We start from the raw sequence: 13,141 nt of genomic DNA, 5'->3' as shown, positions 1-13,141 counted from the left end.
GAGCATTGCGACGCCCCCGCCCGCGCTCACGCCATGCTTACTTGCCGCCGATGCTCTTCAGCGGCTTCCACTCACCCTTCTCGACCTTGTACATCGTGATGCCGCCGTTCTTCAGGTCGCCCTTCGCGTCGTACGCGACGTGCGACGACGTGACGCCGGCCATGTCGGTCTTCGCGAGCACCGGCAGGTACTTCGCCGGATCGGTCGAATCGGCCTTCTTCATCGCGTTGAGCATCGCCATCGCGCCGTCGTACGCGTACGGCGAGTACGTCTGCACTTCTTCGCCGAAGCGCTTCTTGTACTTGTCGGCGTAGGTCTTGCCGCCGGGCATTTCTTCGAGCGGCAGGCCTGCCAGCGATGCGATCGTGCCGTCGGCCGCGTTGCCCGCGATCTTCAGGAACGTCGGCGTCTTCACCATTTCGCCGCTCATCAGCGGTGCGGTGATGCCGAGCGTCTTCATCTGCTTGACCATCGGCGCTGCCTGCGAATCCGCGCCGCCGTAGTAGACGAGGTCCGGCTTCGCGGCCTTCAGCTTGGTCAGGATCGCCTTGAAGTCGACCGCCTTGTCGTTCGTGAATTCACGGTCGACGATCGTCGCGCCGCCGGCCTTCGCGGCCTTCTCGAACTGGTCGGCGAGACCCTGGCCATAGGCCGTGCGGTCGTCGACGATCGCGATCTTCTTCATGCCGAGATCCTTCGACGCGAAGGTGCCCGCCACCGAGCCCTGCTGCGTGTCGGACGTCATCATGCGGAAGGTCGTCTTGTAACCCTGCTGCGTGTATTCCGGCGCCGTCGCCATCGCGATTTGCGGAATGCCGGCGTTCGCGTAGATGCGCGAAGCGGGAATCGTCGTGCCCGAGTTGAAGTGGCCGAGCATGCCCTTGATGCCGTCGTCGACGAGCTTCTGCGCGACCGTCGTGCCGGTGCGCGGGTCAGCCTGGTCGTCCTGCGTCTCGAGCACGAACTTCACCGGCTTGCCGCCGATCTTCGGGCCGGTCGCGTTGAAGTCTTCCAGCGCGAGCGCGATCCCGTTCTGCATATCCTTGCCGTAGTGAGCCTGGGCGCCCGTCATCGGCCCTGCGTAACCGATCTTCACGTCATCCGCATGGGCCGTCCCCGCCAGCGACATGACAGCGACGAACGTCGCGCCTGCCAGCTTTTTCATCGTGTGTTGCATAGCTTCTCCTTGGTACCAGGGTAAATGGAGCGGCTTCGGGATCGCCTTGCCGCTTCCTTTGATTGATCCGAACGGCAAGGATGGTCAGCCGATCGTCATCAAATTCGCATTGCCGCCCGCCGCGGCCGTATTCACGCTCACCGAGCGCTCGGTCAGCAGGCGCTCGAGCGCGTAGTCTTCCGCGTCGCCGTTCTCGAACGCGCCCGCCGACACGCCCTGCACCGACACGATCGGGCCCGGCCGCTGCGCGACGTCCTTCACGAGCGTCTGCAGCTCGTCGCTGTCGCCTTCGAACAGCACCGCGTCGAACGGCGCGTCGGCCTGCTTGCGCACGGCCGCATGCGCCTTCAGCGCAGCCGGCAGCGCCGCCACCAGCGCCTCGCCCGCGGCACCGGCGAACAATGCGCGGTTGCCGGTCGCCAGCACCGCCGCGAACTGCGCGCGCGCGCCGCTCGGCGTTGCCGCGACACACAGCACCGTGCCGCGCGGGCCGAGTGTATACGTGTTTCGCTCGCCGGTCGGGCCGGTCAGCACCGCGGTCGCACCGGCCGGCACCTGCGCCAGGTAGCCGTCGCAGCGGGCGGCCAGCGCCGGTTCGCGCTGCTCGATCAGCCAGTCGCGCAGCGCGGTCAGCGCCGTCGCCGGGTTGCTGCGCTGTTCGCCATCGACCGCGCCGTCCGCGATCAGCGTCTGCGCGAGCGAACGCGGCAGGCCCGACGGACGCGTCGCGAGCAGGCGCTGCAGGTACAGCGCGCCGCCGGCCTTCGGACCCGTGCCCGACAGCCCTTCGCCGCCGAACGGCTGCACGCCGACCACCGCGCCGATCACGTTGCGGTTCACGTAGATGTTGCCGACGTGCGCGTTCGAGATCACGTGCGCGATCGTCTCGTCGATCCGCGTGTGGATGCCGAGCGTCAGGCCGTAACCCGTCGCGCGGATCTGCTCGAGCAGCTTGTCGAGCTGGCTGCGGCGATAGCGCACGACGTGCAGCACGGGGCCGAACACTTCGCGCTTCAGCTCGTCGATGCTGCCGATCTCGATCAGCGTCGGCGGCACGAACGTGCCGTGCGCGCAGGCTTCCGGCGACGGCAGCTGCGTGACCGCGTGGCCCTTGTCCTTCATCGTCGCGACGTGCGTGTCGATCGTCTGCTTCGCTTCGCCGTCGATCACCGGGCCGACGTCGGTCGACAGCCGGTCCGGGTTGCCGAGCGCCAGCTCGTGCATCGCGCCCTTGAGCATCGTCAGCGTGCGGTCCGCGACATCGTCCTGCAGACACAGAACGCGCAGCGCCGAACACCGTTGACCGGCCGAGTCGAACGACGACTGCATCACGTCCGCGACGACCTGCTCCGCGAGCGCCGACGAATCGACGATCATCGCGTTCTGGCCGCCCGTTTCCGCGATCAGCGGAATCGGCTTGCCGTCCGGGTCGAGGCGCGCGGACAGCGTCTTGTTGATCAGGCGCGCGACTTCGGTCGAGCCGGTGAACATCACCGCGCGCGTGCGCGGATCGGCGACCAGCGCCGCGCCGACGGTCTCGCCGGTGCCCGGCAGCAGCTGCACCGCGCCGGCCGGCACGCCGGCCTCGCGCAGCAGGCGCACGGCCTGGGCCGCGATCAGCGGCGTCTGTTCGGCCGGCTTCGCGAGCACCGTGTTGCCGGCCGCGAGCGCGGCGGCGACCTGCCCCATGAAGATCGCGAGCGGGAAGTTCCACGGGCTGATGCAGACCACGGGGCCGAGCGGACGGTGCGTGTCGTTCGAGAATTCGTCGCGGATCTGCGCCGCGTAGTAGCGCAGGAAGTCGACCGCTTCGCGGATTTCGGCGATCGCGTTCGGCAGCGACTTGCCGGCTTCGCGCACGATCAGGCCCATCAGCGTGTGCATCTGCGCTTCGAGCAGGTCGGCCGCGCGCACCAGGCAGTCGGCGCGCGCATCGACCGGCGTCGCCTGCCAGATCGGCGCGGCGGCGACTGCGTGCGCGAGCGCCGCGCTTACGTGCTCGGCCGTCGCTTCGCTGACCGTGCCGACGATGTCGCGCTGGTCGGCCGGGTTGCGCACGTCGCGCGCGGGGGCGTCGGCGAGCGCGTCGTCGGCGAGCATCGGCGCCGCGCGCCACGGATGATGCGCGCTCGCCAGCAGCGCGGACGACAGCGACGCGAGACGGTGTTCGTTCGACAGGTCGAGGCCCATCGAGTTGGGACGCTCGTCGCCGTACAGGTGGCGCGGCAGCGGAATCTTCGCGTGCGGCGCGCCGAGCGGCACGACCTTCGACGCCTCGTCGACCGGATCGGCGACCAGTTCCTTCACCGACACGGTTTTATCCGCGATGCGGTTCACGAACGACGTGTTCGCGCCGTTTTCCAGCAGGCGGCGCACCAGGTACGCGAGCAGCGTTTCATGCGTGCCGACCGGCGCATACACGCGGCACGGACGGTTCAGCTTGTCGCGGCCCGTGACTTCCTCGTACAGCGGCTCGCCCATTCCGTGCAGGCACTGGAATTCGTACTGGCCCGGGTAGTAGTTCTGGCCGGCCAGGTGATAGATCGCGGCCAGCGTGTATGCGTTGTGCGTCGCGAACTGCGGGTAGACGGCGTCGGGTGCCGCGAGCAGTTTCTTCGCGCACGCGAGATACGACACGTCCGTGTAGATCTTGCGCGTGTAGACCGGATAGCCTTCGAGGCCGTCGACCTGTGCACGCTTGATTTCGGTGTCCCAGTACGCGCCCTTGACGAGGCGGATCATCAGGCGGTGACGGCTGCGGCGCGCGAGGTCGATCAGGTAGTCGATCACGAACGGGCAGCGCTTCTGGTAACCCTGCACGACGAAGCCGATGCCGTTCCAGCCCGCGAGTTCCGGATCGAAGCACAGCGCTTCCAGCAGGTCGAGCGACAGCTCGAGACGGTCGGCTTCTTCCGCGTCGATGTTCAGGCCGATGTCGTAGCGGCGCGCGAGCAGCGCGAGCGCACGCACGCGCGGCAGCAGCTCGCTCATCGTGCGGTCCTGCTGCGAGCGCGAGTAACGCGCGTGCAGCGCCGACAGCTTGATCGAGATGCCCGGGCCTTCGTAGATGCCGCGGCCGCCGGCCGCCTTGCCGATCGCGTGGATCGCCTGTTCGTACGACGCGTAGTAGCGCTGCGCGTCCTCTTCGGTCGTCGCCGCTTCGCCGAGCATGTCGTACGAGTAGCGGAAGCCGCGCGCTTCGTACTTGCGGCTGTTGGCCAGTGCCTCGGAAATCGTCTCGCCGGTGACGAACTGCTCGCCCATCAGGCGCATCGCCATGTCCACGCCCTTGCGGATCAGCGGCTCGCCGCCACGGCCGATCAGGCGCGTGAGCGCCGACGACAGGCCCGCTTCGCTGTTGGTCGTCACGAGCTTGCCGGTGATCATCAGCCCCCAGGTCGCCGCGTTCACGAACAGCGACGGCGCGTGGCCGACGTGCGAGCGCCAGTCGCCCTTGCTGATCTTGTCGCGAATCAGCGCATCGCGGGTCGCGCGATCGGGGATCCGCAACAGCGCTTCGGCCAGACACATCAGCGCGACGCCTTCCTGGCTCGACAGCGAAAACTCGTGGATCAGCCCTTCGACGCCGCCGCCAGAGCTCTTCTCGCGCAGCGCCTCGACGAGCTGCGTCGCGAGCGTCTGCACGTCGGCCTGCAGGTTCGCCGGCAGGCGCGCCTGGCCGAGCAGGAACGGCACGCATTCCGGTTCGGGGCGGCGATACGCGGCCGTGATCGCGGCGCGCAGCACCGATTGCGGCTGCACGTTCTGGGCGAACTCGAGGAACGGATGCGGCGAGTTGTCGTCGTCACCGTCCGGCGTCTGGCCGTCGGCGAGCTCCGTCACGCCGCTGCTGCCCGATAGTTCGGGCGGCAGCTGGCCGTGCTCGATCCGCTCGAGGTACGCGAAGATCGCCTGCTTGATCAGCCAGTGGGGAGTGCGCTCGAGACGCGCTGCCGCGTCTTTCAGGCGCGAGCGGAGAAGGTCGTCGACTTTGACGCCAAGAGTCGTGCTTGCCATGGTGGGTTCGTGCGCCGGTGCGAGCCCGGCAATGTGGTGTGAGAGGATGCGCGAAATCCTACGGCACGCAACAAAAAGGTGCAACCGAATTAAGAGATTGGTTGCACCTCGAAGTTACTCAATATAATCAGCCACTTATAAGGTTGCAACCTAGGGGTTGCCCGTGGTCGGTGGATCGGTGTTTTCCCTGATCGAGGGCGAGTTGGCGCGCGTGGGCAACCTTCGGTGTGCGCGGCGGAGGGGAAAGACGGGTTGCACTGGCCGGGTCGGCGGGTACCGCAGGCAGGTTTGGAACGCGCCCTGCGGAGATCGCATGCCGCTCGGCGCGGGCGGCGGGCGGCGGGCGGCGGGCGGCGGCTCGGCGGCTCGGCGGCTCGGCGGCTCGGCAGCTCGGCGGCTCGGCGGCTCGGCAGCTCGGCAGCTCGGCAGCTCGGCAGCTCGGCAGCTCGGCAGCTCGGCGGGCAGCTCGGCAGCTCGGTACCGGGGAAGCGGCGCGCGGCGCACGACCGCTGCCGCGCCGCTCAGATATCCAGCGGATCGACCTCGACGCTCCACCGCAGCACGCCCTTCAGCGCGCGCAGTTCCGGCTGCCATGCGCGCAGCGCGTGCTGCAGCGCGGCCCGCGACGCGCTTTCGAGCAGCAGCTGCGCGCGGTGGACGTTCGCGACCTTCACGATCGTCATCGGCACCGCGTCGTACACGGTCACGCGATCGGCACCCGGCAGCCCCGGCAACGCAGCCGCGGCCTGCAGCAGGAACGCGAGCGCCGCGTCGAGCGTGCGCCCTTCGGCGCGCAGCAGCGCCTGGTAGACGAACGGCGGCAGGTGCGCGTCGCGGCGCTCGCCGAGCGTCGAATTCGCGAAGCCCACGTAATCCTGCCGGCCGAGCGCGTGATACAGCGCGTGACGCGGATAACGCGTCTGCACGAGTACCTCGCCCGGCAGCCCCGCGCGCCCCGCGCGGCCGCTCACCTGCATCAGCTGCGCGAACAGCCGCTCGCTCGCGCGGAAGTCATGCGAGAACAGCGCGGTGTCGGCATTGAGCACGCCGACGAGCGACACGCGCTGGAAATCGTGCCCCTTCGCGATCATCTGCGTGCCGACCAGGATGTCGACTTCACCGGCGTGCACATCCGAGAACAGCGCCTGCGCACTGCCCTTGCGCCGCGTGCTGTCCGCGTCGATCCGCAGGATCCGTGCGCCCGGCACGGCCTCGGCGAGCGCCTCCTCGATGCGCTGCGTGCCGCGCCCGAGCGGCGCGATGTCGACGTTCCCGCATTCCGGGCACGAACGCGGAATGCGCGCTTCCCAGCCGCAGTGATGGCAGCGCAACGCGTGCTCGGGTTTGTGCAGCACGACATAGGCGCTGCAGCGCGGGCAACCGGCGACCCAGCCGCACGCGTCGCACGCAAGCTGCGGTGCGTAGCCGCGCCGGTTCAGGAACACGAGGCTCTGCTCGCCGCGCTCGAGCCGCGCCTTCAGCGCCGCGACGAGCGGCCCCGACAGCCCGCCCATCGACGCGCGCCCGCGCCGCCGCTCCTCTTCGAGATCGATCAGCCGCACGGTCGGCAGCGTCGCGTCGGCCACCGCGCGGCGCGACAGCGTGAGCCGCGTGTAGCGCCCCTGCTCGGCCTGCCACCACGTCTCGAGCGACGGCGTCGCCGAACCGAGCACGACCGGAATGCCGAGATGCTTCGCGCGCCACACCGCGAGATCGCGCGCCGAATAGCGCAGCCCTTCCTGCTGCTTGTACGCGGGCTCGTGCTCCTCGTCGACGACGATCAGCGCGAGCGTCGGCAGCGACGCGAGCACCGCGAGCCGCGTGCCGAGCACGATCCGCGCGCGGCCCGTATGGGCGGCGAGCCAGTTGCGCGCCCGTTCGCCTTCGGCGAGCCCGCTGTGCAGCGTGACGATCGCGTCGTCGGCGAGCGTGCCTGCGAAGCGCGCGCGAAACGCGGCCTCGAACTGCGGCGTCAGGTTGATTTCGGGCACGAGCACGAGCGCCTGCGCGTCGGGCCGCGCATCGAGCAACGCGGCGAGCGCATGCAGATACACCTCGGTCTTGCCGCTGCCGGTCACGCCATGCAGCAGGAACGGCGCGAAGCCCTGCGCGGCGCGGATCGCGTCGAGCGCCTCGGCCTGCTGGTCAGTGAGCGCCGGCGGCACAGCTCGTCCACCGGTTGTCGACAGGTTATCCACAGCTTTGGGCACAGGCGTGTCGGCCCAGCCGATTTCCTCGATCGCGACCCAGCCGCGCGCCGCCCAGTCGTCGAGCGTGGTCGCCGCCTTCGGATGCAATGCGCGCGCATCGGGCAGCGTCAGCGAATCGGTGTCGGCGAGTGCCTGCGCGAGCCGCCGCAGCGCGGCCCCGCGCGCGGGCAGTGCGTCGGGCAGCGCCGCGCGGCCGGCTTCGGTCAGCCGGTGACGCACCTCGGGCGCCAGCAGCCGCCCCCAGCGCTCCGCGTCGCGCAGCGCCTGCGGCAACGCAGGCAGCGCGACTTCACCGCGACCGCGCTGGTAGTAGTCGGCCGCGAAGGAGACGAGCGCAAGCCAGTCCGGCGCCAGCGGCGGCAGCTCGGTACAGATCGCGTCGATTGCCCGCAAGCGCGACGGCGGCACGTCGGTGTGAGTCGTCACTTCGCAGACGAGGCCGACGACCTGCCGCTTGCCGAACGGCACCTGCACCAGGGTGCCTGGCTCGGGCGCCGGCTGGACGTCGCAGCGGTAGTCGAACAGGGTGGCGAGCGGATGGTCGAGGGCGACCCGCAGGTAGGTGCCGTCCATCACCGCGCTCCGGCGGCGCACAGCGCACGGACGACTTGCATCCGAGTCCGCATCACGGTGACGGACTTAAAGTAAAACTTCAGATTCGGCGCTAAGTTTTGGATTCGCATTAGGAATCGCCGTATACCCTGACCAGCCTGTGGATAACTTTGTTGAGAACTCCCCGTCCAATCGCCGCAAAGCGCGCGGGGCCGTGCTTTCCGCTGTTTCCGGCCGCCGTGTGCCGCGCCCCGCGGAGCCTTATTCCATAAGGCTGCTATTCAAATTACCCAACCATAGCGAGACAATTCGACCGATGCAGGGCTCTACCGCGCTGCAACGTGGAAAATGTGCATAAGTCAAGTCTTGACAAGCGATGGATCGGCAACCGGGGCGGGGTTGCGCCCTGTTTAGCGCCGACAGCGAAACGCCGTCATCCCGCAGCGCAGCATGACAACGCTTGCGCTCAGCCCGCCGCTCCGCTACGAATCTTGCGGCTGTGCGTGTGCACTTCGTCGACGAGTTCGGCGACGTGGTCGGGCGACGTGAACTGCGAGATGCCGTGGCCGAGGTTGAATACGTGGCCGGGATGATTGCCGTAGCTGTCGAGTACCGCGCGGGCCTGCTCGCGCACCGCGGCCGGCGGCGCAAACAGGATCGTCGGGTCGAGGTTGCCCTGCAGCGCAACGCGCCCCGCGACACGTTCGCGTGCGGCGCCGAGGTTGACCGTCCAGTCGAGCCCGACCGCGTCGACGCCGGTCGCCGCGATTTCCTCGAGCCACAGCCCGCCGCCCTTCGTGAACGTGATCACCGGCACGCGCTCGCCGTCGTGCTCGCGCTTCAGTTGCGCGACCACGCGACGGATGTAGTCGAGCGAGAAGCGCTGGTATGCGCCGTCCGCCAGCGCGCCGCCCCACGTATCGAAGATCATCACGGCCTGCGCGCCGGCTTCGATCTGCGCGTTCAGGTACGCGGCCACGGCCTGCGCGTTCACGTCGAGGATGCGGTGCATCAGGTCGGGGCGCGAATACGCCATCGACTTCACCGTGCGGAAGTCGTCCGACCCACCGCCTTCGACCATGTAGCACGCGAGCGTCCACGGGCTGCCCGAGAAGCCGATCAGCGGCACGCGCTGGCGGCCCTGGCCGTCGGTCAGCGCGCGGCGAATCTCGCGCACGGCGCCCGTCACGTAGCCGAGCGTTTCCTCGATGTCGGGCACCGCGAGCTTCGCGACATCGGCCTCGGTGCGCACCGGATGCGCGAACTTCGGCCCTTCGCCGACCTGGAAGTCGAGGCCAAGGCCCATCGCGTCGGGAATCGTCAGGATGTCCGAGAACAGGATCGCGGCGTCGAGCGGGAAGCGCTCGAGCGGCTGCAGCGTCACTTCGGTCGCGTAATCGGGATTCTTCGCAAGGCCGAGGAAGCTGCCGGCGCGCGCGCGCGTCGCGTTGTACTCGGGCAGGTAGCGGCCAGCCTGGCGCATCAGCCAGATCGGCGTGTAGTCGGTCGGCTCGCGCAGAAGCGCACGCAGGAAGGTGTCGTTGAGCAGGGTATGGGCCACGGTAGGAGCGACGATGCGAAGGCAAAGCGGCATTTTACCGGAGCGGGGCCGCACGGCTGCGTATGTCGATGCGATGGCGGCCATATGACGCGCGCGATGGCTCCGTTATGATCGGACGCTGATATCGAACCGATCCACGGAGGAGACCGATGAAGACACTTGCCACGCGCGCCGCGCTCGCCGCCGCCACCCTGCTTTGCTGCGCCGCCGCGCACGCGCAGGGTACGACCGCGACCGCACCGTCGTCCGCGGCCGCGGCCGGCTCGCGGCTCGACGACGTGCTCGCACGCGGCACGCTGCGCGTGTGCACGACGGGCGACTACAAGCCGTATTCATACTACCGGAGCGACAGCCGCTTCGAGGGCATCGACATCGACATGGCCGAGTCGCTCGCGAAATCGCTCGGCGTGAAAGCCGACTTCGTGAAGACGAGCTGGTCGAACCTCACCAACGACTTCGTCGCGAAGTGCGATATCGCGGTCGGCGGCGTATCGACGACCCTCGAGCGCCAGAAGCGCGTGTTCTTCACGCAGCCGTACGTGGTCGACGGCAAGACGCCGATCGTGCGCTGCGCGGACGCCGACAAGTACCAGACCGTCGCGCAGATCGACCGGCCCGAGACCCGCGTGATCGTGAACCCGGGCGGCACCAACGAGCGCTTCGCGAAGCAGTTCTTCACGCACGCGAACCTGACCGTCTACCCTGACAACGTGACGATCTTCAAGCAGATCCTCGCGGGCAAGGCGGACGTCATGGTGACGGACGCATCCGAGACGCTGCTGCAGCAAAAGCTGAATCCGGGCCTGTGCTCGGTGCATCCGGACAAGCCGTTCCAGTTCGGCGAAAAGGCGTACATGGTGCCGCGCGGCGACGTCGTGTTCCAGCAGTACGTCGACCAGTGGCTGCACCTCGCGCTGTCGACCGGCGAATACCAGGCGATCGCCGACAAGTGGCTGAAGTAAGCGCGATCGTGGGGGGCAACGGCGGCCGATAGCAGACAACGCCGCCGCTATCGCAGCAGGCGAACGGGGCGCGGGCGGCGGTATGGCCGTCCGCCGCCCCCCGTTACACACGGCGCAGGGGGCTGAAGACGTAAAACCGCGAAAATTGGCCGAATGGCCGACTACCGCGCGCGCCGATCACGTTTCAAAATCTTTCTGACGAATGAATCGTCATATGCGATATGTGCCGCGCGATGCACATTCGGGCGTGTAAATCGGCCATTCATCGATGCTGATACGCATGAAAAACGCATTATGTGCAACCGCTGAAAACTCTGCGGAAAAGATGGGTAAATATGACCTTTTTCAGGACCCCGAAAACAGCAAAAAATCCCGGAAAGCCTTATCTGGCGGGCGTTACAACCTGAAACACTTTGTTACCGCGAGGGGTGAGCAATTCGCCCACAATGGCCTCAACGGTTTCAACACGGATGCGGTCTCGTGTGCCAAGTGTGAGCGGACGCGAAGCGCTGCGAGCCAGTCGGTCACGTACCGAAGCCCTTCCGAGGGGCATCCCTGTTGGAGTCGTTTCCGGCCCCCCGCCGGATCCGGTTTCATCTTTGGTCTCCTCGCGCTAACCCCGTAGCGTGTGGTTTTTAGCGGGCTAATAAGCCCGCTTTTTTTCGTCCATCGAAAACGCAACGGCCCGCAGGCCGCCGCGTTTTTTCCTGCCGCCGGCCAACCGGCCTCTCACGCGGTCTTCTGCACGTCCAGCTTCAGTTCCTCGATCATCCGGTCGCGCATCACGAACTTCTGCACCTTGCCCGTCACCGTCATCGGCAGCTCGTCGACGAAGCGGATGTAGCGCGGAATCTTGTAGTGCGCGATCTGGCCGCTGCAGAACGCGCGCACGTCGTCCTCGGTCATCTGCTCGTCCGCGCGCAGCACGATCCACGCGCACAGCTCCTCGCCGTATTTCGGATCCGGCACGCCGAACACCTGCGCGCTCTGAATCTTCGGATGCCTGAACAGGAATTCCTCGATCTCGCGCGGATACACGTTCTCGCCACCGCGGATCACCATGTCCTTCAGCCGACCGACGATGTTGCAGTAGCCGTCCGCGTCGAGCGTTGCGAGGTCGCCCGTATGCATCCAGCCGTCGACCAGCACCTCGCGCGTCTTCGCGTCGTCGTCCCAATAGCCGAGCATCACCGAATAGCCCTTCGTGCACAGCTCGCCCGTCACGCCGACCGGCACGATCTCGCCGTTCGGATCGACGATCTTCACCTCCAGGTGCGGCTGGATGCGCCCGACCGTCGTCGTGCGCTTCTCGAGCGGATCGTCGGTCGAGCTCTGGAACGACACGGGGCTCGTCTCCGTCATCCCGTACGCGATCGTGATCTCGCGCAAATGCATCTGCGACACGACGCGCTTCATCGTCTCGATCGGGCACGGCGAGCCGGCCATGATGCCGGTGCGCAGCGTCGACAGGTCGAACTTCGCGAAGTCCGGATGATCGAGTTCCGCGATGAACATCGTCGGCACGCCGTGCAGCGCGGTACAGCGTTCGTCGGCCACGGCCGCGAGCGTCGCGACCGGATCGAACGCCTCGCCGGGGAATACCATCGCCGCGCCCTTCGACACGCACGCGAGCACGGCCAGCACCATCCCGAAGCAGTGATACAGCGGCACCGGGATGCAGAGCGAATCCTGTTCGGTGAAGCGCATCGCCGCCGCGATCGAGCGTGCGTTGTTGACGACGTTGCGGTGCGTGAGCGTCGCGCCCTTCGGGCTGCCGGTCGTGCCGCTCGTGAACTGGATGTTGATCGGCTCGGTGGCCACGAGCGTCGCGCCGATCGCGTCGAGCCGCGCGACATCGAGCGTGTCGCGGCCGCGCGCCATCACGTCCGCGAAGCGGAACATGCCGGCCGGCGCCGCCTCGCCCATCGACACGACCGTGCGCAGGCTCGGCACGCGCGCCGCATGCAGGTCGCCCGGCGTCGCGCTCGCGAGCTCCGGCGCGATGGTCTGCAGCATCTCGACGTACGCGGACGTCTTGAAGCGCTCGGCCGCGATCACGGCCTTGCAGCCCACCTTGTTCAGCGCGTATTCGAGTTCCGCGAGCCGGTAGGCCGGGTTGATGTTGACGAGCACCGCGCCGATCCGCGCGGTCGCGAACTGCGTGAGCAGCCATTCGCTGCGGTTCGGCGACCAGATGCCGACGCAGTCGCCCTTCACGATCCCGAGCGCGGCGAGGCCCGCCGCGAGCACGTCGACCTCGTGTGCGAATTCGCGCCAGGTCCAGCGCACCTGCTGTTCGCGGAACACGACGGCCGGACGATCGGGAAAGCGGCCGGCCGTGTCGAGCAGGAACCGGCTGATCGTCGCTTCGGATAGCGGCACGTCGGTCGCGCCGCGCACGTACGACAGTCCGTTTTCGGGCGCGATCAGCGCCCCCTTGCCAAGGTCTGCTGCCATCGATGTCTCCGTCCGTTTTTGTCTGATCGGCCCGGCGTGCGGCTCGCGCGCCTGCCTGCTCCGCCACGATCGCGGCGGACTGCCTCTGCCGGATGATGCCGCGCTCTGCTGACGACACTCTGACATCAAATCGCGGCGGACGGATGAAATAGCACGACCGGACGATACGATCCGGCCCGCAAAAAACAGACGAAAACGACGGGCA

Annotated in this window: 6 protein-coding genes; 1 reads left to right on the top strand and 5 read right to left on the bottom strand. The window is 67.8% G+C overall.

Annotation, left to right across the window (positions count from 1 at the left end; all coding sequences use genetic code 11):
- Positions 1-37: 37 nt before the first annotated feature.
- From U4Z64_RS36210 to hemE, 4 genes are all read right to left on the bottom strand, one after another.
- A complete protein-coding gene (locus tag U4Z64_RS36210) occupies positions 38-1,177 on the bottom strand; it encodes a branched-chain amino acid ABC transporter substrate-binding protein (protein WP_321822542.1) in 1,140 nt (379 codons plus the stop codon).
- 84 nt (positions 1,178-1,261) lie between these two features.
- On the bottom strand, positions 1,262-5,194 hold the full coding sequence (gene putA, locus U4Z64_RS36205; protein WP_321822541.1) for a trifunctional transcriptional regulator/proline dehydrogenase/L-glutamate gamma-semialdehyde dehydrogenase: 3,933 nt from the start codon (positions 5,192-5,194) through the stop codon (positions 1,262-1,264).
- A 521-nt stretch (positions 5,195-5,715) separates the two neighbouring features.
- A complete protein-coding gene (locus U4Z64_RS36200) occupies positions 5,716-7,977 on the bottom strand; it encodes a primosomal protein N' (RefSeq protein WP_321822540.1) in 2,262 nt (753 codons plus the stop codon).
- A 445-nt stretch (positions 7,978-8,422) separates the two neighbouring features.
- Positions 8,423-9,517, bottom strand: coding sequence for a uroporphyrinogen decarboxylase (gene hemE / locus U4Z64_RS36195; RefSeq protein ID WP_311766328.1), 1,095 nt, complete (start codon positions 9,515-9,517; stop codon positions 8,423-8,425).
- Between the two features lie 149 nt (positions 9,518-9,666).
- On the opposite strand from hemE, the gene U4Z64_RS36190 reads away from it, so the two are divergent.
- Positions 9,667-10,479, top strand: coding sequence for a transporter substrate-binding domain-containing protein (locus U4Z64_RS36190; protein WP_321810787.1), 813 nt, complete (start codon positions 9,667-9,669; stop codon positions 10,477-10,479).
- Between the two features lie 729 nt (positions 10,480-11,208).
- Here U4Z64_RS36190 and U4Z64_RS36185 read toward each other — a convergent pair.
- On the bottom strand, positions 11,209-12,936 hold the full coding sequence (locus U4Z64_RS36185) for an AMP-binding protein (protein ID WP_321822539.1): 1,728 nt from the start codon (positions 12,934-12,936) through the stop codon (positions 11,209-11,211).
- Positions 12,937-13,141: the final 205 nt, after the last annotated feature.

Source organism: Burkholderia sp. BCC1996, assembly GCF_905339955.1.
Taxonomy (GTDB): Bacteria; Pseudomonadota; Gammaproteobacteria; order Burkholderiales; family Burkholderiaceae; genus Burkholderia.
This window is presented reverse-complemented; position numbering and strand designations above follow the sequence as displayed.

What these genes read in the sequence shown, in the direction of transcription:
- U4Z64_RS36210 (WP_321822542.1), bottom strand. Translation starts at nt 1,177, where the DNA reads ATGCAACACACGATGAAAAAGCTGGCAGGCGCGACGTTCGTCGCTGTC.
- putA (WP_321822541.1), bottom strand. Translation starts at nt 5,194, where the DNA reads ATGGCAAGCACGACTCTTGGCGTCAAAGTCGACGACCTTCTCCGCTCG.
- U4Z64_RS36200 (WP_321822540.1), bottom strand. Translation starts at nt 7,977, where the DNA reads ATGGACGGCACCTACCTGCGGGTCGCCCTCGACCATCCGCTCGCCACC.
- U4Z64_RS36190 (WP_321810787.1), top strand. Translation starts at nt 9,667, where the DNA reads ATGAAGACACTTGCCACGCGCGCCGCGCTCGCCGCCGCCACCCTGCTT.
- U4Z64_RS36185 (WP_321822539.1), bottom strand. Translation starts at nt 12,936, where the DNA reads ATGGCAGCAGACCTTGGCAAGGGGGCGCTGATCGCGCCCGAAAACGGA.